This window comes from Salinispirillum sp. LH 10-3-1, assembly GCF_030643825.1.
In the GTDB taxonomy this organism is placed as follows: domain Bacteria; phylum Pseudomonadota; class Gammaproteobacteria; order Pseudomonadales; family Natronospirillaceae; genus Salinispirillum.
Genome location: NZ_CP101717.1, coordinates 845,171 through 867,587, shown reverse-complemented (window position 1 = coordinate 867,587; position 22,417 = coordinate 845,171). Strand labels below are relative to the sequence as shown.

General features: G+C 50.6%; 12 protein-coding genes, 1 tRNA gene and 1 pseudogene. 8 read left to right on the top strand and 6 right to left on the bottom strand.

Annotation, left to right across the window (positions count from 1 at the left end):
• Positions 1-154 precede the first annotated feature (154 nt).
• A complete protein-coding gene (locus tag NFC81_RS03780) occupies positions 155-1,561 on the top strand; it encodes an integrase arm-type DNA-binding domain-containing protein (protein WP_304996203.1) in 1,407 nt (468 codons plus the stop codon).
• A 178-nt stretch (positions 1,562-1,739) separates the two neighbouring features.
• Here NFC81_RS03780 and NFC81_RS03775 read toward each other — a convergent pair.
• The 4 genes and pseudogenes from NFC81_RS03775 to NFC81_RS03760 all read right to left on the bottom strand — a co-directional run.
• Positions 1,740-2,125 (bottom strand): annotated as a pseudogene (locus NFC81_RS03775) (transposase); the annotation flags it as partial.
• Positions 2,126-2,175: 50 nt separating this feature from the next.
• Positions 2,176-2,703: a response regulator gene (locus NFC81_RS03770; protein ID WP_304996202.1), complete on the bottom strand. Its 528-nt coding sequence runs from the start codon at positions 2,701-2,703 to the stop codon at positions 2,176-2,178.
• A gap of 139 nt (positions 2,704-2,842) precedes the next feature.
• Positions 2,843-5,008 (bottom strand): ATP-binding protein, encoded by a 2,166-nt coding sequence (locus NFC81_RS03765; RefSeq protein ID WP_304996201.1) that lies wholly within the window; start codon positions 5,006-5,008, stop codon positions 2,843-2,845.
• A gap of 8 nt (positions 5,009-5,016) precedes the next feature.
• Positions 5,017-5,667 carry a response regulator transcription factor gene (locus tag NFC81_RS03760; RefSeq protein ID WP_304996200.1) on the bottom strand — a complete coding sequence of 217 codons (651 nt, stop codon included), beginning with the start codon at positions 5,665-5,667 and terminating at the stop codon, positions 5,017-5,019.
• A 249-nt stretch (positions 5,668-5,916) separates the two neighbouring features.
• Here NFC81_RS03760 and NFC81_RS03755 point away from each other — a divergent pair, with 249 nt between their 5' ends.
• The 5 genes from NFC81_RS03755 to NFC81_RS03735 all read left to right on the top strand — a co-directional run bounded on the left by NFC81_RS03755 (position 5,917) and on the right by NFC81_RS03735 (position 15,651).
• On the top strand, positions 5,917-7,794 hold the full coding sequence (locus tag NFC81_RS03755) for a hypothetical protein (RefSeq protein ID WP_304996199.1): 1,878 nt from the start codon (positions 5,917-5,919) through the stop codon (positions 7,792-7,794).
• A gap of 70 nt (positions 7,795-7,864) precedes the next feature.
• Positions 7,865-9,004 (top strand): YCF48-related protein, encoded by a 1,140-nt coding sequence (locus NFC81_RS03750; protein WP_304996198.1) that lies wholly within the window; start codon positions 7,865-7,867, stop codon positions 9,002-9,004.
• A gap of 59 nt (positions 9,005-9,063) precedes the next feature.
• Positions 9,064-12,111, top strand: a complete 3,048-nt coding sequence (locus NFC81_RS03745; RefSeq protein ID WP_304996197.1) for an Ig-like domain-containing protein — start codon at positions 9,064-9,066, stop codon at positions 12,109-12,111.
• A gap of 61 nt (positions 12,112-12,172) precedes the next feature.
• Complete coding sequence (locus tag NFC81_RS03740; RefSeq protein ID WP_304996196.1) at positions 12,173-13,672, top strand: hypothetical protein; 1,500 nt, start codon at positions 12,173-12,175, stop codon at positions 13,670-13,672.
• Between the two features lie 182 nt (positions 13,673-13,854).
• Entirely contained in the window at positions 13,855-15,651 is a 1,797-nt protein-coding gene (locus NFC81_RS03735) for a PQQ-binding-like beta-propeller repeat protein (protein ID WP_304996195.1), read from the top strand.
• Positions 15,652-15,948: 297 nt separating this feature from the next.
• Here the strand turns inward: NFC81_RS03735 and NFC81_RS03730 are convergent, their stop codons facing one another.
• Positions 15,949-17,775, bottom strand: coding sequence for a hypothetical protein (locus tag NFC81_RS03730; protein WP_304996194.1), 1,827 nt, complete (start codon positions 17,773-17,775; stop codon positions 15,949-15,951).
• Positions 17,776-17,965: 190 nt separating this feature from the next.
• On the opposite strand from NFC81_RS03730, the gene NFC81_RS03725 reads away from it, so the two are divergent.
• Complete coding sequence (locus tag NFC81_RS03725) at positions 17,966-19,942, top strand: Ig-like domain-containing protein (protein ID WP_304996193.1); 1,977 nt, start codon at positions 17,966-17,968, stop codon at positions 19,940-19,942.
• Between the two features lie 308 nt (positions 19,943-20,250).
• Here the strand turns inward: NFC81_RS03725 and NFC81_RS03720 are convergent.
• Positions 20,251-20,337: transfer RNA gene (locus NFC81_RS03720), tRNA-Leu, on the bottom strand.
• Between the two features lie 330 nt (positions 20,338-20,667).
• On the opposite strand from NFC81_RS03720, the gene NFC81_RS03715 reads away from it, so the two are divergent.
• Positions 20,668-22,404 carry a bifunctional diguanylate cyclase/phosphodiesterase gene (locus NFC81_RS03715; RefSeq protein ID WP_304996192.1) on the top strand — a complete coding sequence of 579 codons (1,737 nt, stop codon included), beginning with the start codon at positions 20,668-20,670 and terminating at the stop codon, positions 22,402-22,404.
• Positions 22,405-22,417 lie beyond the last annotated feature (13 nt).

Sequence of the window (22,417 nt, the reverse complement as noted above, 5' to 3'; positions counted from 1 at the left end):
CCAGAGGCCTATCTAATCAAGCTGTTTTATCCCGTCGCAATAAATCGCTAAAACCCCTGCCAATACTAGACAAATCAAAATATCTTGTCTTATCGCGCCTTATCCTATAGCATCCTTTTTTAGTCCTATTTGTTGGTTTATTTGAGGGTTATTCATGGGCCGTCGTGTGGTACCACTTACAGACAAGCAGGTTCAAAGCCTGACCTATGCAGAGGTCAAAGGAGAGCACCTCGAACACCAAAAAAAGAGGAACGAACCGGGCACGCCGCGAACGGCTTACCATGCCGTAGGTGGCGAAGGAGCTGAAGGACTAACCCTAATGTGCCAGCCACCAAAAAAGAAAGAAATCAAGGGTGCACGCTCATGGATATTGCGCATTAGCATCGACGGAAGACAACGGCAACTAGGCCTAGGCAGTTACCCTGTGGTGACGCTCGCCAGAGCGCGTGAAAAGGCCAGAGAGATACGCGCAATGGTGGCTGATGGTATCGACCCACTAGAGCACAAGCGCAAGGCTAGAGCCGAAAGAGAAGCCGCACAGAGCCGCTTAGTAAAATTCGAGGATCTGGCAATCGACTACATGGCAAACCGTATGGAAGAAAGTGGCGCACGGGACGCAGAAAAGAAGATCAGCAAAGAGTTAAACCAACTGAAACGCTATTCTTTCCCGGCAATTGGAAAGCGTATTGTTGGCGATCTGACACCGAACGACATTGCGGAGGCTGTGCGCATACCGCTGGAAGAAGGAAAGCGCGAAACTTACAACCAAGTGCGCCGCAACATAACACGCATCATGGATCAGGCCAGAGCAAAGGGCCTTTATCACGGCGACAACCCTGCCGACCTTGGCGTGCTCAAACACCTGCTACCGACACCCAAGGGCAAGAAGAAGACACTGGGCAAACCACAGCACCGCCCCGCCGTCATGCTGTCCGATGCACAGCGTTTCTATGCCGCTATCAGCTCCGACATGACCATAGGTGCACGGTTGATACAATTCCAGTTACTGACCGCCTCACGACCCGGTGAAGCGCGTCATGCGCGATGGGCTGACATAGACATTGTGAACCGTATATGGCACGTACCAGCGGAAGACATGAAGATGGGGCTGGCACATGATGTACCGCTACCTGACCATGCTGTGGAACTATTAGCCACACTGCCCCGTAAAGGTGAATTTGTCTTTGGCAAGCGCCCACCGTCAGAAAACACCGCATCAAAACGTTTGCGAGATCTGCACAAAGCAGACATTGAGGCAGGCGGAGCCGGTTTCTTCGATCCCTACCAGACCGACAAAAAAGGCATGGCTAAGGTGGCCACACCTCATGGCTTGCGCAATACGTTCAAAGAGTGGGCGCGGTCAGTGTCTGACAAGTACCGGGACGAATTGAGCGAAATTGCCCTAGCCCACCAAGACCCCAACAAAGTGCGCAGCGCATATGCGCGTGAAACTCTGCTCGAAGAACGTCGCCCCATGATGCAAGACTGGGCGCAATTCTGCACAAAGCTGACCGGTAAAGCTGATACCAATGTAGTGGCTATAGGAGGGCGTGGAGCATGAAGGACATTATTAAGGTAGAAACTACCGTCTACAACGATATGGAGGCGTTTTTAAACGACCTACGAGAGTCTAAGCAGACATCGTTTGGAGGGTGGAGGAATACAGTTAAGTATGCTTTGGCCGTTGCATTCATAAAGCTAGGCGGTAATCCCCCCATTTATAAGCGGGCTCAGAAGTAGAGCTTAGCCCGGTACCGATAGCAGGTTTCGCTGATGCTGAAGATCCAACACGCCAGCCTGATACTGATACCTTTATCCGCCACGGCTCTCTGCGCCATCTCACGACGTCGAGACGGCTTCACCACTTTTTTTCAATGGCTTCCTTAAGAATGTCCGATTTCAGGCGTACCTCGGCGTACATCTTTTTGAACCGACGATTTTCATCTTCCAGCTCCTTTAACCGAGTCATCATTGAGGCATCCATACCACCGAACTTGGCGCGCCACTTGTAAAAGGTGGCGCTGCTCATACCGTGCTCACGACACAACTCAGGAACGGGCACGCCGTTCTCTGCTTGCTTCAGAATGGACAATATTTGGCTATCAGTAAAACGCGACTTTTTCATGCAGAATCTCCCTGCGTGTAGCTTACGGAAAATTCTACTTCTGATCACCGCTAATTTTTGGGAGGATTACCAATGCATCTTAGCTGAGCAACATACTCCGTGAGTTGCGGCGCGTATCCCGACAGCATCTGAACGTTGCTGATCACGTAGCCAATGGGGTTATTGATTTCATGAGCAATGCCCGCTGCGAGACGCCCCAATGACACCATCTTGTCGGGCTGCAACATGGAGCGTTGATACGCGGTCTGCATCTTCCACGCTTGGGTATTGCGCAAGGCGTAACGAACACGCTGGATCGATAACGGGAAATTCATGGGCTTGGGAAAGAAATCCGTAGCGCCACTTTGGAAAGCAGCTTCGATGGATTGTAAGTCGTCATTACCGGTCAGCGTGATCTCGTCTTTCAGTGCTTGACGAATGGCGGAACAGACGTCGTAACCGGACCAGCCAGGCATGAACACATCCAACAGCACGGTACCCCACTCCTTTTTGACGTGATCTTGCGTACTAATTCGTCCAGACGCTTTGGCAACAGAGTAATCATAGAAGTGATTGAAAACCTGCTGACTGATTACCACTCGCTCATTGGACAATACCTACGAGCGTGGCAGCCACCACCACCGAAACCCAAGGCAAGAAAAGTAGATCCGAAAGAAGGTGATGGCATGCAGGATTCATGCACTGACGGCACTGAGGAATAGCTATTTTTTACAACTATTATCTTAAAATAGGAAAAATGGCCGCAATAGAAGCCTTATCACCTTGGATCGAGAATTTTAGCTCGCCTTCAAGCTCCTTGGCACGGGTTAGCATATTGTTCAAACCCCTGCCTCTTGTCGGCTCTCTTTTATCATGACCGGTCGTAATGCCATTATTGATTACCTTCAACGACAAAAAGTCTTCTGAGGATTCTATTGTGACCGTTATTGTGGTGGGGTTCGCATGCTGTAGAGCGTTGGTCACACTTTCATTCAATATTCGACTGATGTTTATTGCTTGACGAACAGACAGTAGTTTGTCATCAGCCGATACGGCTTGTTGCCATACTAATGAAACTCCCGACATCCGCGCTCTGGACTCCAGCTGCTCTTTCCAATCGTCGAGGCAGTCCAACAACACTCGACTAGATTCTTCGTCCATCGCTTGCATTGCCTCACGCAAAGAGCCGAATGCAGTACGCACTAATTGTTCGTAATGTTCTGAGGGCGCTTGCCGCAACAAAGTAAGCAAATGACCACCGACATCATCATGCATGTCGCGGACAATGCGCTGCCGCTCTAATCGAACAGCTTGGAACTCGCCTTCATGCACCCTCACTATACGACGCGAGACCTGAAGAAGATTCTGCACGTAAACACGATCTTCCGAGGAGAATAGTCGCCTCCCCTGACTTGGGTATGTCAGCTCAAGTATGCCATCACCTTGCAGCAAAGGCACAGACAGAACAGCGCCATGCTGATTCATCTGAACCAAATCACTCCCATTGCTTGAGACTTTCACCCCCGCTGGCGCGAATTGCTCAACGAGTATGGCTTGCCACTGAGCATTGGTGTCTCTAGTTGAAATGGCCTGCGCCATTCGCTCCACTTGCTCAAACAATTGGTATTGCTCAGCGCCATGTTGATAGCTAAGTCGCTGCAGTATCCATTGGCGCGCAGGGAAATACACCCAACCAACCAAGATCGCAGCTATGCCCAGTGCCATTACGGGCTGCAGGTTAAGGAAACTAATAAATAACACATCTAACAGCACTATCGAAAGGCCGCCTAAGAACCACCCCCATATATTCAGCCACCAGCGCTGAACATCAAATAGGCGATATCTCACTATGCCGAAAGCAAAACCAATGTATAAGAGCGATGCTATGCCCACCATGGCCCATTGCGGGAATATAGCTCGGCCAATAATGGCAATGGGGACAAAATATATAGCTAAACCCATACCCATAATGATGAAAATCGTCAGTAGCATCCACTTCAACGCAGCCCTGTCTATAGGGTTTCTTAAAGACAATCGCCACTGATAAATTGCAACCACGACCCCCAGAATGTAAAGAATAAAGATTGGCATATAGTAAGCATGGAGCGGCCACTCATACCACTGCATCCATTCGTTAACCTGGTAAAGTACTGCAACGACAATTATCATCAGGGGGTTCGAAACAACCGACAACCGGCGCGGGAAAGAAGTCATAAGAGCCAGTAGAGAAATCAACATGACGCCTAACCCAATATTATTCATTCGGGACAACAACAAAAGCTGATCAGCAGGCCATGCCAATTCTCGACTCAAGTAAACACTGTTAAATAGTGTTGCGATAAAGAATCCTGATCCTGACAGTCCCAGCCAACGCGCCGCTAATTCTTTTGGGCGCACTGCAAACACCCCAAGGCCAATTATAAAAGCCAATAAGCCGAATGAATTGAATAACCAAAAATCAACGGGCAAGGAAGTGACCGGGCGGCTATCACTTAGAATCGCAGGCACCATACTCCCATCCAGAAGATGCAGATTAACCAGACTGCCAAGCAAGTATGCAGACACTTCGCCTTCCGCTTGAACATAAGCATTATGTCCAGCATACGAAGAGAAACTAGGCGGTTCGACACCGGGCCGAAAGCCAGTCAAAGAATGTACGCGGTCGATGCCATCAAGTGATAAACCAACGACAACGTCGCCTACCATGAGCTTGCTCTTGAGTGCGGGGTTTTCTATCGCTTTAACGGCTAGCGCATGATGAGTGTCAGTGAATTGAAACGTTATCCCTATCCAAGGCTTCTGAATCACGAATACCAGGGCACACAGAATACCCACCAGAGCCATTATGAAACCAGCCAGCATAATGGGTAGGGGAGCGAACAAAACACGACTAATTTCCCTCATTCCAATGCTCAGTCGCGTTTTTTATTGCCAGACACCAGCCCCATCTTAACCGCCTCCAATGTAGCCTCCACTCGACCGGATACATTTAGTTTGCGATAGATCGACTTGATGTGGCTTGCAGCTGTGTTTATTGACACTCCAAGAAGCTCTGCAATTTCATTACGCCCCATTCCTTTCGCCATCAGCGTCAACACTTCCTCCTCTCGCCCCGACAACGGGCTCTCAACGCTGCCATTACCAGACTGCTGAAAGTGCCTGAGCAGCCTGCGGGTAATAGCAGAGCTTAGCGGCGGTTTTCCACTCATGATGCCAGAAAGACCGTCAACAAGCGTCTTTCGTGGCTCATCTTTCAGTAAGTATCCACTAGCACCTGATCGAAATGCACTGAACAAATGATCATCATCATCATAAATCGTGGTTACCACCACATAAGAATCTGGGAGATTTTGTTGAGCATAATTTACGAACTCGAGGCCTGAGCCGTCAGGTAGACTTATGTCAATCAGGATGACCGACGGTGTAAAGCTTTGCAAACAAGCGTAGCCCTGCTCCAATGTACTGGCTTCTTCTACGGTAGGTTCTGAGAACGCTTCCTGCACGATTGAAACGAGCCATCTACGAGTTTCAATATGATCTTCAATGATCAATATGCTTTGCATCACGCCCCTCATTCATGAAAAAAATGATTACCCCAAGAAGACTAAAGGTGATAACGGGTTAGCCCAAAACGGTAGTTGTTGTAGTCACCCGACTGATCCACCATATCACCCTGAACACAAAATGACCATGTGGTCAAATGTACGTCATGGCCTTTAACTTTTGAAAGTTGAGTAGTTTTTGTCATGAGCATCAGTAAATTGACGTAGATAGGCAGCGACAGTTCTACCCTAAACAAGGATCGGTTAACTATGAAACATACTCAAAAATTCTCCATGAAATTTCTGTGTTTTATCTCCCTCACTATCTTGATAGCAATAAGTGGATGCAACGATGCCACTGACGGTGGAGAGAGTGCTGGCACAGCTAATGCCCCTGAAGTTGAAGATCGCCCTAAAATAAGCTGGGTGCACCCGTTACCACAAGGCCATAGTTTAAAGGACATTATTTATTTGAATGGCCAGTTTATTGCCATTGGAGATAATGGCGCGGTGCTACGTTCAGCCGATGCTATCGAATGGACGGCATCAACTGCTAACACTGCTGCATCGTTTTCGGCTTTGGAGACCAACGGGCAGGTCCTCGTTGCCGTAGGGAAGAGAGGTACAAACACTAGCATCGCCTACTACAGCAATGATAACGGTGCCAATTGGCAGGCTGCGGATATTGACGAAACAATTGGCGAGCTGCGCGGTGTGGTTTGGACCGGTAACAACTTTGTCGCTGCAGGTAGTTCAAACGATGCTGTACTGATTAGCACAACGGGTGAGTCATGGAATAAGCAGACCGCAGCCAGTACTCGATCACACAAACTGGCTTTTGGTAATGGCGCCATTGTTTCCGGCTCACTTAACAATATCAAGAGAAGTTTAGATGGCGGCTCCACGTGGTCGAGTACGTCTTCTGTTTTCGCAGCTGCAGAGGTTTCGGCGCTGTATTACGATGGCACGCAATTTCTCGCAGCAACCACTGAAAACTTCGGTGGCATTAAAATCAGTAGCGATGGTGAAAGTTGGGCGTCAGATGCGGCAGACAAGCAGTATGTGGCTAATATAGGCACCCTTTTCTCAGATATTATTGACGTTGACAACTATTACTGGCTGACAGCAAGAGATGGTTCCATTCATCGTCGTGAAAAACAGAACGCGACATGGTTAGAAAAACTGGCAGGTCTTGATGTCGCATTGCATAGCCTTGTGCACGCCAATGATACATTCGTTGCGGTAGGTGAGTCCGGTGCGGTAAGGGTATCGAATGATGGCAATAACTGGCAGACCATTGGAGGACCAATTGTCACTACCAGTCGATGGGCGGGAATTGCCACCAATGACGCTGAGCGAATGGTAGCGTTGTCTGAGGATGGTAAGGTTCTCTATAGCGACAATGGAACCGACTGGACTGCGTCAGAGTTAAATGACTCGCCATACATGACCGCTATCGCATGGAGTGGCACTAGATTTGTTGCTACCGGAACGAATGTTGTTGCCAATAGTATTGACGGTGAAACCTGGGAAGTAGTCGACCCACGTACTGGCACTGGGGACGCATTCTTCTCGCATGTCGCCGGCATTGATGAAAAGTGGATGGCGCTGGTTGGCAACAATCTCGCGGACGACCAGTTGGCCATATGTAGTCCGGCTGGTTGCGACATGAGGGAAGCACCAAGTGCAACCCGAAGCTTAATAGCTGCCGAGAATCAGTTTGTAATCATCCGCGCTGCAGGCACTGTCATGGTTAGTGATGATGGTCTTGACTGGAGAACCACCGAGAGGCCCATAAACAGCTCTAATTCCTTCTATCGTATAGCTAGCATTGACGACAACATCGTCGTAACCCCTCAAAGTAATGCCCATCAAAATACAGCATTCAGTAGCGACGGAGGAGAGACATGGATCTCGGTAGATTTTCCTGCCAATGCAAATATTACAGCATCGGCTTTATTCAGTGACGGTAATAGATTTTATCTTAGAGATGGCTCAAGCGCCGGGCAGGCCTTATGGATAAGTGAAGATGGATTGAGCTGGTCGAAACAGGATTTACCATACCCCGTCCGTGGCATTGCCACGCTGTCTGATAAAACTTACATCCTAGGTAATCAGAATCATATTTTTGAAATCGAACTCCCTTAACCCTGGGAAGTCTTTTGATCCGGAGCGCTAGCAACGAAAGCACAGCATATTTTATGAAAGGAGAATTGCAATGCGGGATAAGAAGCATTCCAAAAAAATTATATTAATCTCTTTATCTACATTTTTTATAACGGCGTGTAATGAGACTAACAATGCAGTTAATACATCTGAAGACAATTCCAATCAATTTGCAAGCCGATCATGGTCTCAGCTTGATCCAAGCCTATCATCTAATTTTGATTTTGAGCTCCGAGCAATACACTTTATCGATGGCGAAAAAATTTGGGCTGCAGGAGGCTTCACTAATGATGGATTCTCTTCTAAGGCAGGAATCATATACTCGAAAGATGGCGGATATACCTGGAGTGAATCAGACGTATACGGAGACCTCTGGGAAATTTATGGAATACATTTTTTTGACAACAACAAAGGCTGGATCGTTGGCAACGGAGATAACAAGGGATTAATTCTGAACACATCCAATGGGGGTAAAAACTGGTCACAGCAAACACACTCCACAGGAGTACTTAATACATTCTATGATGTCCACTTCGTCAATGCGACACACGGCTGGATAATAGGGGGCAGAGAGGACACTAATGAAAGGGTTGTGTTACACACAGAAAATGGGGGCGATACATGGACGGAGATATATGACTTTGGCTCTGGACTTCCATTTTTAAGCATGTCCATTGTAGATCAAAACAACGCTTGGCTAGTAGGCATGGATGTTGAGTCTGATACCGGACACAGTTATTACGAAACCACCGATGGTGGGACAAACTGGCAAACAGGTAAAACAGGTAGCTATGAACTAGCAGGACTGGTTGCTCATAGTTTCGACCGCGTTGAATTTATAGACACTTCGGTAGGATATGTCTCCAGTGGTTCCACAGTCATGAAGACGATAGACGGAGGGCTGGAATGGGTACGTGTCTTCCAGCTAAATGACATGGACATCAAAGACATGACGTTTCTTAATGCTGACATCGGCTGGTTGGTAGGTAGCGGGCGAGGCGGCGCAAATGATCTGGGGAAGATATACTTTACATCTGACGGCGGTGAAAGCTGGACCCTAGAACATATCTCATATGATAACAACATTAACAATATCGACACAGCCTTAAATGCCATCAATGCCCTCGATATAAACAATGTAATGACCGTTGGGAAACGGCTCACCATATTTAAAAGAAGCGAGAACCCATGATTTTCGTCAACCGACCTCAAAGGTAGTCCATTGTGACCATCCTCGAAGGCATTGATAAAATGGAACCACTTGTTATGGATCGATTACAGGCGTTCAACATAGCAGTTACGTTGACTACCATCGCATTATTGACCGCTTGCAGCGGCAGCGAAAGCTCAGGTACTAAGAACACGACAACAGCAACTCAACTAGAACTGCTCAGCATTACTCCAGAAAACGGAGAGATGGGAGTTGCGCTAAATTCCGTCATTGATATTGAATTTAACGCATCACTGGACGTAAATAGCCTTATTGGCAACGGCTTATTAGAGGTATTCAGCCAGAGCACATCGGCCTCTCTTGGTGGCCAACTCACACTGACCAACTCAGGCAGGGCCGTTCGCTTCACCCCAACGTCCCTACTGGAGCCAGATACCACGTACACAGTCACCTTGCACAGTGGCTTGATGGGAGAGAAGGGCGAACAATGGCAAGACTCCAAGGAGTGGTTATTTACAACAGAGGACCTGAAGGACCTGGGACATACCCAGGATTTCTGGATTATTGAACAATGGCGTCGGATTAGCAGAACGGACACAGAGCGAGACATTACGGAAGACATCATCTCTCACCTTCAACTGAATGCGAATCCCGCTGACCGAATGCAACTGCGACATGGCGTACACTTCACCCCAATGAACAGCGTCCTGGAGCCGGAGCTGCTGCAACCTCAACCTGGCTCAGATACCCCGCAACCTCGCACAGACATTGACCTCATCGCCGGGCTGTTGGAATTCAATAGCAAGGCCGCTGTAGCGGTTCTGGCAACACCGCAACAGGACGCCAGCCACGGCATTTCTTTTGACGATGACTTGAGCCTGAACCTGACCTTTCTGGGCCCAAGTTTACTTGCACCCGGTGATGCTGTCATTGTCGACTACGCCTTTGCTCAGGGCATTCCATCCAGTGATGACCCGGATACAGAGGATGGCCTGACCCTGTTGCAGGAACGTATGGCCGACGGACGCATTCAGTATTTTGGCCTTGAACGGCTCAGTGGACCTGAAGTCCTGCTCTACAGCAATCAGTTCGGCATCGCCCGTGCGGGCAGCACCAAAAGCATTCTGCCCGCCAAAGCAGACGACATGATGGACGGCATGAAAGACGGTTTCGAAGGCTGTAAATTTGGCAACCAATGCGTCGCCGATTTTTTCACAGAGTTCACTCAAGGTGCAAAAAGCAGCTTTGATCAGGCGCTGGAAAACATGACGCCGAAGCCGCCGCCCCCCAACTATGGCCTTCCCAACGAAAACGACAGACGCCGACGCCCGCTGTGCCTGACACCACGTTGTGGCGAGAACAATGGCGATCCGCACATGACCACCTTCGACGGCAGCAAGTACGACATGATGGCCGTTGGTGAATTCACCCTGGCGAGGAACGCTGACATGGAGGTTCAAATTCGCACCCAGCCTTGGCGCAACCTGGACAATGCCTCGGCCGCCGTGGCCGCCGCCGTGCGGTTAGGCGATACACGAGTCACCTTCACCCAGCAAGCTCCATGGGCTGAGCGCATCCGCATCAATGGCGAGATCATCGACCCGTTTATGCTCGGGCGCTACCCAATTGAACAAGCCGATGCACAAGTTACTCTGGTCGGAAACACCCTTCAAATTGCAGGGCGAAACCATCTGATTTCCATTGTTCAGTACCCGTCAAGACAGTTCCTGAATGTCTATGTCGATTTACCGGACGTCGAGAACGTGCAACTGCTCCCCGATACTCGTGGCTTGTTGGGTAAGGTCAGCGATAACCCGACGGACGATTTCACTCCGCGCAATTCAGCTATGGCCATTGATCCCGATAACCTCGATGCGCTATACGATGACTTCATCGATAGCTGGCGCATTACCGATGCCACCTCACTGTTTGACTATGGCCCCGGCGAAAGCACCGCCAGCTTCACCGACTTAGCTTTTCCCGAATTCAGACGCACCATTGACGAGCTTACACCTAAGGAAAGAGCTTTCGCTGAAGCCGTCTGCGAGGCAGCTGGCATCACCAACCCCAGTGCGGAATTCAACAACTGCGTCTTCGATGTCGGATTCACCGGCGAGCCGGATTTTGCCGCCACTGCGCGCAGTGCTCAACTGGCCGAGCGCATTCGCCAGGGGACATTTGATCCAAACCAGATGGCATTGGGTGGGCGTGTTTCACTGGATGAACCACTCGATATCGACTGGATCATGACCGGCGCTATGGTACGTCAGCAACTCGGCGACCCCAGCATTGCAATCGTACAATGCCCACCCTTACCCGCTTCCTACAGTTTTTCGAACCGGCAGGTGTGGGGCAATGAACTCTATCGCGAAAACAGTAACCTGTGCCGGGCTGGCGTGCATACGGGTGCTGCGAGTTATGATGAAGGCGGTACCTTTGCCGTTCGTTTTCTCCCAGCTTCAGCTGGTGACAATGCGAATGATGCCAAAACCGCCTTGAACCGCAATGGCGTGCGTTCAATCGGATATACCCCCAACGAACGGAGCTTTGACATTCTGGCTACCGATGCCAACCGAAGCTGTGAGGTTAACCTCGAAAGCGACTTCGTCGACCTGCCACCGGGACTGAGTGAACTCTTTACCCCAGGGCTGATCGATGAACTGCGGGCACTGGGGGCCAGCATCCACCTGGGAACAACCCCGCCAGCCCTCAATGGCACCTACCAGGCAAACCACCTGACTCTGGTTTTTGACGATGATGACGAGCGTGATCCGAACGATACGATCAGCAGCTATCGATACAAGTTTAACAATCAAAACCCCGACGGCGCCATCGACTATGAATACCGAGGGCTGGATGACAGTGCGAGTGATACCGGAACAGCAAGCCAAGCCTTCATTGCCGGAAACCGGGATTGCTTTACGGTCTTTGCCCGCTTTGATGACGTTGAACAGGGCTGCACCCGAACCGGCATTGAAGTGATTTCTGGCAGGCTGTATGGTGACCGAATACTGGGGTTTGACAATGCCCTGCAGTTTTACCGCACTTTCTCAGGTCCGAGCTGCGCAGGTGAAACTGCAGGTGATCGGACCGTGATTACCAGTATTCGAGCGGTTAGCCAACAATAACAATGCATAAGCACCGACCGGTACTCCAGCATATTGAACATAAAAGCAGAGGGAAACAGGCATGACATTTAAATTAAAGTCGACATTGTTCATTATATCTGCGGCACTGATTCTTCAGGGCTGTAATGATTCCGGCAATTCAGCATCCAATGCACCAGACGAGAACGAATCAGCCCCCTCGCAAGGCATTCTCTTCGTAGCCAATGTCCCTGGCTACGGTAGTGAATTTTGGGTAAGTGTCGACAGCACTGCCAATCACCTTTATCCCATAGATCTCTTCGCTGGTAACGGCAGCGGCGTAAGCACAAACGTTCGCCCTGTTGCGCTGACATCTGATGTTTATCTCTTTACGGGCAAGGAGAACAATGATTTCGGCGAAGAACTTTATCGTACCGACGGAACACTCGCTGGTACTCGGATGGTAAAAAACATATACGCCAGCGGCAACGGCTCCGTTCCAAATGACTTAACACAACTTGAGGAAGGCAAAGTCGTTTTCACGGCAAGAAGTACCGGAGGGGACACCAAGCGGAGCCTATGGGTTACCGATGGTACAGAGAGTGGCACCATTCCATTGCTGGAAGACAGCGACCCCAAATTTCTTACCCCCTTGGGTAACGGCAAAGCCGTTTTCAACGGGTTGTTCATCCCTGACCCTGAGACCGGATTTCCAGCTCAAGGGCTGATGGTTACCGATGGCACTGTCGCTGGAACCAAAGTGATATACAGCGACAGAACCTCACCTCAGGGTTTGACTTCTCTCAACGATGGCAGGGCTGTTTTCTATTTTCAGGATGCAAAAAATGGCGAATGGGGTCCATGGATTACCGATGGTACAAGTGAGGGGACTTATAGAGTCAAAGCCATTAGAGATGACTATAATCGCGAAGGAGTTAACGCACAATTCACAAAAATTTCTGATGACCTCATTCTGTTTCGAGCCCAAACACCCGATGAAGGCAACGAGCTCTGGGCAACCGATGGCACTGAAACTGGCACCTACATGGTCAAAGACATAAGACCGGGTAACGAAAGTTCAAGCCCGTTCAGAATCACGGCCATCGGTGACGGTAACGCCATTTTCTGGGCCAATGATGGCACGCATGGCCAGGAACCCTGGGTATCGGACGGAACTGCAGATGGCACCGTTTTGTTGAAAGACATACGTTCGGGGGCCTCGAGCAGTTCAAGCGGCAATCAGCAAATGTTTTTTGCCCTAGAGGACCACGTCTACTTTGCTGCGGACGATGGCAATTCTGGTCGAGAGCTCTGGGTTACGGACGGTACTACTATGAATACTCAACTTGTCAAAGATTTGAACCCAGGTCCAGGTGACGGTGGCCGTTTGAATAACCACGCACCAGTGCCTCGCTTTGCTCTCCCAGATGGCCGTTTGCTGTTTTCCGGAAACGATCGTACAGGTATTGGATACGCTTTATGGGTAACGGACGGAACCGACGAAGGTACCGAGCTGTTCTATAACCTGGAAGCCCAAAGTACGGCGTCGGGATCTGTCAGCTTTCCTGGTAACATTTTCTTGCCGATAACGATTGAGCCCTAGTTTTTTGGGGGGCGTACTTACGACCCCTTTAACTCCCGTGAACTCAATAGCGCCAAAAAGCCTTAGCACCTGGCACTATAAACGGGGGGATTACCTAGTGGTGCATGAAAAGCGCTGTAACGACAGGCTGAAAAGTGTCTATCTGAACCAAATCCCTACTTACAAAAGTGGACCCTTTAACTATGAACTATTTAAAACGATCCGCCCTACTAATCGCTGGTGTCATAACGGTAAGCGGTTGTGCTACGTTGCAACCGTCAGATATTGAACCCGCCTGGCAGTCTGATGTGCGGGTGTCTGCTCTAGGCTCTGTGCACGTCATGAACGATAGCCAACGCATTGTGATTTCGAGCAACAAATCCGTTTACGTGCTTGATGCTAACAACGGACAGCACGTGGCTGCCTATCCTGAATCATTCTGGGATGGCTTCCTGCGCGGAGGTACCAACGTTGGAGTAGAAGTAGATGCGGGTGGCGTTTCGGAGTCTGTATCACTTAACTCGCTTCTCTGGTCTGATGTGTATGACATTGCGCCTTTCGAGTCATCGTCTGCCTTCTGGATGTTTGACTACCGATTCGCACAGGAGCGTATCGTTGCAGTGGATGCACGCAGTGGCGAACAACTCTGGATGTCCTCAGACTATGCTTACAGCTTGAGCAAATACGAAGGTCTGATTCAAGAAGCAGCTGGCCGTGCAGGACGAGCTCTGGCTAATGCCTTGGGAGCCCAGCATGAAGCGGAAACCCCAGAGGAACGCCGTGATCGCATGGCTACGTTTATGGAGCGTGTAGTCCATGAAATGCCTAACTCCCAGAATGTCTTTTTCAAAACATTCGACGGCCTACTCATGATAAACCCCAGAACCGGCGAGGTTAAAGCACAGCTAGAGAACTTCAAAGGCGCTGGCATTGCTGATGTACAAGCTCTGCCAGGTGGAGACTACCTTGTACTCAGCGGGCACACGAGTATTGGTGATTTATCAATATCCCAAGGAAATTCACTGGCTCGAATTGGTCCCGACGGACAGCTCCGCTGGATAGCAGAACATAGCGGAAGACGCACTGGTGGTTTGATCATAGAAGAGGGTGTAGTTCTGGTGGACGGCAGCCCACTAGAGGCATTCGATCTGAACTCTGGTACCAAATTGTGGCAGGCCAACAACAATAGACGTGATGAGAATGATCATCACATTGTGCTAGACAACGGCAGTGTATACATTGCTAGCGCCGAGGCAGGTGGCGCTGCTGGGGCACTGGGTGGCATGCTAAGTGACGCAGCGGTGATACCTAACACCGTCGTCGAAAAACGCGATCTGCGCACGGGAGAACAACACTGGGCTAGTACACCCGCGCGCGGCCAGTACAACGGATTGATTGTAGACAACGGAGTGGTGATCGTGACGGGTCACGGCAGAGCATTCGACGGCAGCATCGGCATTCGAGCACTGAATGCCGAAACCGGTGCCACGCTATGGCAACAGGAAGGTCTTGCCTCAGTCTGGCGTCCTGGCCCGATGGTGGTAAGCCCACCTGTTATTGACGATGATTTAGTCATCGTGGTCGAGCGCGAACATGTCAATGGCTTCGACCTTCACACTGGTGCGCAGCGATATCGCCTCAACCATGCTGATTTAGGCAGTGGTTTACTAGTAGGAATAGAACTGCTCAACAATACACTGGTGGTGATTGGCAGTGAGGCTACCGTGGGCATAGACATGGGAAGTGGCAATCAGCAATATGTCACCAGCACTGATCGAATCAGTCGATATAGTCGTCATAACGGCAGCGTGGTGCTACAAACTCCAAAACGCAATGTACAGCGCGTAAACCTGAGTAATGGCGTTTCCACCCCAGTAGTGCGACTAGGTAACAACAGAGCATACTTCGGCGACCTTGCAGACGGTTTTGCGATAGAGAGCAACGCTCGTCATGTATTTGGTGTAAGCGACGAAGGTCGTTTGCACGGTTATTCATTTTGAGTATTTTCTAACTGCGAATACTTAGAACGGAAGGGGTTGCCCATATATTTGCGCCCAAACGAGTTCAACGTCAAAACGATTGCCATACGATAGCAGCACTTCTATCTCAAGGTGGCAGTCGTTAAAGCTTCGGATCTGGTTAAACTCAGTTTGGGGAGGATAGAAATACTTGCTACTGATCAACCCATCGGCGCAGTGTGCTCGAATACAATGGTAGTTGCGCTATATTGGCATCGTGGAAAGCCGAACCGACTGCTAACCCAGACGCCAGTGAGCTGCCTCTGCGCGTTACGCCTATCAGCTGTTAGCATCATCCTGCTCGTCGGTATCCGGTACGACTCTCCACACAGCGGTGCAGTTGGAGAATCCACCCTCGGGGCAGGCGGTAAACCAGAGCGCATTGCCCACCAGTGTCAGGTTGTCGATAAAACCGAATTTCTGGTCTAATCGGTAGTTACCGGCACTTTGCCCCGATATGGCGTAGATTCCTTGGCGAGCGGAATCGGTGATCCAGGCAAATTCACCTGCGGATACCGAGCGCTCGCGGTTTGACTCGGCCCTTACTGTTTCACCGTCGACCAGAACAGGCAGGGTACCACTGACGGCTCCATTGCTAATCCACCAGCGCCTGTCCAAATCGTCGGGGGCATTACTGGGTGATTCGAAAATAAATGAATTACCAACGGCAAGGGTATTCCTGTTTAAAATATCCTGAACGGTCCAGCCATTACCTAGGTCGGATTTCCAGTAGCCAGCCGTGCTCCCGCTTGTGCCGTCGCTATAGGCCAGCCGGGCGTCAAAGCGCCAACCATTGTTGGTGGTGATCTCTTCGTCATAGTGATTGGCGAAGAAGTACAGCCGTTCATTTGCGACGGTGACATTATAGGCATTGCGAATGGCTGCATTGGCGGGTTCATCCGGGTCAGGATTGAACAGCCGTGTTGTTGATCCTGTGCCAGACAGGTACCGCCATAGGGCCGGACCATCGTCATCGATCGCCTTGAAGTAGATACTGTTGCCGACACTGATCATTTCCGAGGGTGCTCTACGGTTTGAGGAACTGCCTCCCATACTCCACACTTCTGTAGTTGCACCCGTTTCAGGATTGATGCGGTGCAGACTCCTGTTGCCTGCCTGACTGCTGGATGCGTAAAAGGCGCTCTGATGGCCAATTAGCTTATCACCCACGCCGCCATTGTAGGGTTGGAAGTTTGGTAAAACAAAAGCACCACCTTCTGTCTCTGAATCGATAAAAAAGATTCGGTCTTGAACGACAGACGGATAGTAAGCGACAAAAGCGACTCGATCGCCAATGGACGCAAATTGTCGCACGCTCGGGTTGGTACCGAGCCCTACCGTGTTACCAGAAACCACCAGGCGTGTGCCTTCAGAGGTCCCGTCCGTTTTCCATATGTCGGCGCCACGCCCTGCATATACAGTTCGATCTACCAAAAAGTAGAGTTCGCCATTGTGTTCGTGTACCTGGTTTGTATTTCTTCGAATGGTGGTATAGGTTTCGTCGTCCAGCGCAATTTCGGTGGTGCTTTCCAGGCTCCCCAGGCTAGCCCAGAATTCCAGCCCATAAAACTTTTTGACAATGGCGTAAGGGCCGGCGGAGAATATCCGATTCGGATTTTCAAAACCGAGGTCTCTGCGCTCGAGCACTCGCTCGGCCTCTATACCTGGTGCTGCATCCGGGTCTTCCGGCATGGCTGTTTGAACGCTGGAGAGCCTGGTGCGACCATCGTCTGCAGCGGCTTCCAGTTGTACCCAGTAGGGCTGATTATTGGTCAGTTCGGCCAGTGTGTAGGGCGGTGTAATGTCAGCCTCGTATTGCGCACCATTGTGAACAAGGCAGTTTTCCACGCCGCCTGTTAATGGCTCTTCAGCTAGGCAGAGATTGAATTTGGAATCAGTGAAACTTAGCTGGTTCCAGTTAACGGTAATTACCGCATTGTCCGCCGTCAGGCTCAAGTTTAATTCCGGTAGAGGCTCTGGCTCAGTACCGTTCTCTATTTCGCCTTCGGTCGTGTCGCTGTCGCCACTTTCATTGCCGTTGACATTGCAGGCAGCCAGGGCCAAGGTCAGTGAGAAAGCGATGATCTTGTGCAGGTCTAACGTCATTGTCGGCACCCTCCAGTAGATACATCCCCATATAATGCAACGAAAGCTGGGCAAGACAATTACCCGTTTGGGTTAGCCTGTTTGGGTGATTGAGGACCATGCTCGGATAAGGTTAGATGGCAGTGTTTCTCCTTGCCTCTATGTTTACCGAGGCATCTCTCCCGAAATCACTCATACAAAGGACAATAAAATGAGCTCTCAATCCTCCGTATTTTGGGCCTCCTTGCTTTGCGTTTCCAGCCTGATGTTATCTGGCTGTAATGTCAGTAGTGACAGTGGTTCGGCGTCGAACGACCCGTCTGCGGGAAACGACGACGGGAATAACGACGGTGACAGCAATGGAAATAGCAGCGGACTCAGCGTTGTTCAAACCTATCCGGCTGATGGCGCAACTCTTGTGCCGCTCAATGCTATCATCCGCGCCGAACTGAATAATGATATTAACGAGTCGTTTCAGGACGACCTAATCAAACTTTACCAGGGTGCGATGGAAGTGTCGGGGCAGGGACAGAGTACCGCCTTGCCCTATAATGAGATCCGCTTCACCCCGTCCAGCCCGCTTGAAAAAGATACCGAATACAGTGTAACGCTCTTTGCCGACCTGGAGGACAATGAGTTCAATGAGCTCGGTGTGAATTACAACTGGACCTTTCGAACGCTGGCGAAAGACTGGACGACAGAATCCTCTTTAACGGCCGATCTTGAAGCCGCTTATCTCAGTCGTGGTGAAAACAACAACAGAACAGGTGATCGTTATGATGGTCCCGAAATCGCGATGAATGTGCAGGGTGACGCCGTTGTCGCATGGTCCAGTGTTTTAAGCCTTGACTTCGGTGTGATAGAGACAGACCTTGTTGTTCGGCTTTTTGATTCAAGTACCGGACAGTGGTCGTCTCCGGAAGTATTGGGTCGGCATGAGTTTCGGGATAGTGGTGACGGTGGGGCTTATCGCCCTGGCATAGCGATCAACGCAGGTGGTGACATCCTGGTTGCGTACCCAAGCAATAACGAGACTGGCCAGTCCATGATCGTTTATCAATGGGATGGTGTTGATTGGAGTGATACAACCATCGCAACAGATAGTATTGAATCAACATTTGATGCTAATGGTTACTACCGGTCGGCGCGTGTGGCTCTGGATGATAGCGGCTCGGCAGCTGTCGTTTGGGGGCAGCGATTGGATACGTTGGACTCACTAGACGATTCTACGTCTCCTTTTATTTGGGCGTCACACTTTGATGAAGCGTCAGGTGAGTGGGACGATGATCCGACTGGCCTCAGTCTCGCCATGAGTCAGTTGGACTTGGGCACTCGTCATTTCTTTAACCGACTGGCGCGTCACCCGGACATTGCCATCAATGCAGAAGGCAATCTGATGGCGGTATGGATCGAGCGACATAAAAAGATTGGATTCAGTGCATTTCCTGAGAACTACGATCGTACACCGGTTGCGCGGCTCTATAATGCCAGCACACAAAGTTGGGAGAGTACCGCTACTCTGCTGGATGCTGACAACGACCGCGTAAGAATCGACAGCCCTGTTCGAGTAAAGCCTCTCGGCGAAAACGGCTTTATCGCTTTGTGGGCGGATAGCGCGGCGACGGTTGATGGCGTGCAAACCAACGCACGGCTCAGAGCGGCTCTGTTTGAGGGGGGTAACTGGAGCGACCCTGTAGAAGTAGGCGACGTTACTACCATAGCGACCTTCAAGAATATCGACATCAGCACCAACAGTCAGGGCGATGCTGTAATCGTCTGGACTGGCCGTGAGTCAGGTGAAGGGCAGCTTTTCGAGCGGGAACGCGTGTTACTAGGCCGCTTGTACAAGGCCGATGGCGGATGGCAGGAAGTTGAGACCTTGTTCCGAAAAGAAGGTAACTTTGATCTCGATCTGCGGTTGATGCAGGCACAAATGAACGAAGACGGAACCGCCATCGTTGTCAGCGGTGGCTCAAACCAAACGGGTACCAATGATAGTACCGGGCTGTTCCATCACAGCTATGATGGCGAGAATTGGCTAAGCCCATACCGCCTGGTTGAAAACCAGTTTGGTGGCACTTTCCATCGGCTGGGGTCAAACGGACTGGGCGATGCCATTCTGGTCCATGGTGGTACACCAGGCGGTAGTACAGGTCGATCCGCTTTGTACTTCAGGTTGCTTGAATGAGGGCAGTGTTGACGCTGGCATCTTTGGTACCAGCGTCACTTTGGAAGAGATTATCAGCCTAGATCGCGAGCCAAGATGATTGTACGGCTGCCAACGGCAACGGCGTTGCCTGCATCACGCGCGTGAACGCCTCTCAGCGAGGTATGCTTATAATAAATGAGTATTTGGTATTGTTCCCTGAACACTAGCAAACAGATAAACACACCAAAGGCGGAGCAAGTGGCTATACACCCTAGCGAACAGCTCAAACAAAAAGCCCCGACTAGCGGGGCTTTTAGGGCGTCTACGGACTTCCGTAGACTTCAATTTGGTACCAGAGGCCGGACTCGAACCGGCACGCTTTTAAAGGCAACGGATTTTGAGTCCGTCGTGTCTACCAATTCCACCACTCTGGCATTGCGGGGGTGATTCTACAATAAAACCCTTGTGTGTCAATGACTTTGGTGCATTCTTTATCATCTGAATGACATATTTTTTTCGTACGCTTGGCATCATATTGATGACCCTTGAGATCACTGGCGAATGTTTGAACAGAAAATACGTTGTCACCCTAGTGTTTTACAGGGTAATCTTAGTCTCAGCACTGAACACCGATTGAAGGCACCTGCGAAGGCTTGCAGGTCATCCGATGACACCGCTTTCTTTCGCTGCTCATGACTGCCTTCTGCGGCATGCAGCACAATACCCAGTTCAGCGGCCCATGGATTACGAGGCTGACAGATACGATGACACCGAAACCTTCAAAGGCAGACATTGAAGACATCATCGCGAATGGTGTGCGCTCAGTCTATCAACCCATAGTGGATGTCATTCACGGCGAAATTTTGGGTTATGAAGGGTTGTCTCGCGGCCCTATTGGCCATGCCCTCGAATCACCACTGCAATTATTCGCCCACGCCGAAGCACTTGGCCTGCTGCCAGAGTTGGAGTTGACCTGTCGGGCGCAATCGGTGTCGCAGTTCACGCGTCGCGGCTTCCAAGGCAAGCTGTTCCTCAACAGCAATCCACACGCCTTTGTAGACCCGCACTACCCAAAAGGCCGTACCATTGAGTACCTGCGCGACAGTAATTTAACGCCCGACCACATCGTCATTGAGCTGACTGAGAAGTATCTGACTGAGGACTACGAGGTACTGAAGCAAGCACTGGAGCACTACCGTAAGATGGGCTTCCAAACAGCGATTGATGATTTGGGTGCAGGCTACAATGGCCTGCGCTTATGGTCGGAAATTCAGCCCGACTACGTAAAGCTCGACAAGCATTTTGTGCAGGGCATCAATACCGACCCGGTGAAACAGGCCTTTGCACGTTCAGTGATTCAACTCTGCGACCAATTGCGCACGACGCTCATTGTTGAAGGCGTAGAAACCCCGGCCGAACTAGAACTGCTGCAAGACTATGGCGTGCAGTATGTACAAGGCTTTGTCATGTCGCGGCCCGATGAACTGCCGGTATCGCCTAGCCATAAATTGTTTTCTTTGGCGCAACAGCGCAAGGTACACGACCAGCACCTGGCCGAAGACCTAGCAAGCTGGGTACGCCCCGTTGACCCGTATACCGAACTGGGCGAAGTCTGGCTGCGCTTAGAACGCGAACCCTCAACCCATGCTTTCCCCGTCGTCAGCGAAGGCAAGCCGACCGGCTTTATCCAACGCTCACGCATCTACGAATTGTTTTCAAAGCCCTATGGGCGTGAGTTGTTTTCGCACAAGCCGGTCTATAAGTTTATTGCCCCGCATTCGTTGATTGTGAATCGCAGCACCGGACTATCGGCGCTCAGCCAGATGGTAACCAGCGAAGACGACCTGATGGCGCGGCAATACTTCATCGTGGTGGACGACGACCGACAATATCTGGGCGTCGGCAACACCCGCGACCTGTTACGCAAGCTGACCGATATCAAGCTGCGTTCAGCGCGCCATGCAAACCCGCTGACGCACATGCCGGGCAACGTCCCCACCAACGAGTACATTGAAGAGCTGATTCGACAAAAACAGCCTTTCCAATTGGCCTATGTCGACATCGACCACTTTAAACCCTTCAACGACACCTTCGGTTACTCCCTTGGGGATGAACTGATTTTGAAGCTGTCACAGTTGTTGAAGGAGCGTTTACGGGGGCGCGGCCAATATTTAGGACACATAGGTGGCGACGACTTCGTGGTGGTATCGACGCACAACGATCCCTTGCCACAACTGCGGCTCATGCAACAGCTTTACCGCGAGGCGGTGCGTAATATCGTGGTGTCGTCAGGCCACAGCGCCAATGCCTACCGTGCGATTGATCGTCATGGCGAGGAACGCCTCTTCAGCTTACCTACCCTGTCGGTGGGCTTGCTCCGAGTACAGGCACCTATGCCGGACTGTCTCGATGCCTTGGGTGGCACTTTGGCGCAGATCAAGCATCAAGCGAAAAAGCTGCACGGTGAAGGTATTGCTCTGGCCGACTGGCAAGAAAGCTGAGCGGGCTTGTCAA

Bases quoted from the DNA above. Each gene is read 5' to 3' on its own strand.
- NFC81_RS03780 (WP_304996203.1), top strand. From the start codon at position 155: ATGGGCCGTCGTGTGGTACCACTTACAGACAAGCAGGTTCAAAGCCTG.
- NFC81_RS03765 (WP_304996201.1), bottom strand. From the start codon at position 5,008: ATGAGGGAAATTAGTCGTGTTTTGTTCGCTCCCCTACCCATTATGCTG.
- NFC81_RS03760 (WP_304996200.1), bottom strand. From the start codon at position 5,667: ATGCAAAGCATATTGATCATTGAAGATCATATTGAAACTCGTAGATGG.
- NFC81_RS03755 (WP_304996199.1), top strand. From the start codon at position 5,917: ATGAAACATACTCAAAAATTCTCCATGAAATTTCTGTGTTTTATCTCC.
- NFC81_RS03750 (WP_304996198.1), top strand. From the start codon at position 7,865: ATGCGGGATAAGAAGCATTCCAAAAAAATTATATTAATCTCTTTATCT.
- NFC81_RS03745 (WP_304996197.1), top strand. From the start codon at position 9,064: ATGGAACCACTTGTTATGGATCGATTACAGGCGTTCAACATAGCAGTT.
- NFC81_RS03740 (WP_304996196.1), top strand. From the start codon at position 12,173: ATGACATTTAAATTAAAGTCGACATTGTTCATTATATCTGCGGCACTG.
- NFC81_RS03735 (WP_304996195.1), top strand. From the start codon at position 13,855: ATGAACTATTTAAAACGATCCGCCCTACTAATCGCTGGTGTCATAACG.
- NFC81_RS03730 (WP_304996194.1), bottom strand. From the start codon at position 17,775: ATGACGTTAGACCTGCACAAGATCATCGCTTTCTCACTGACCTTGGCC.
- NFC81_RS03725 (WP_304996193.1), top strand. From the start codon at position 17,966: ATGAGCTCTCAATCCTCCGTATTTTGGGCCTCCTTGCTTTGCGTTTCC.
- NFC81_RS03715 (WP_304996192.1), top strand. From the start codon at position 20,668: ATGACACCGAAACCTTCAAAGGCAGACATTGAAGACATCATCGCGAAT.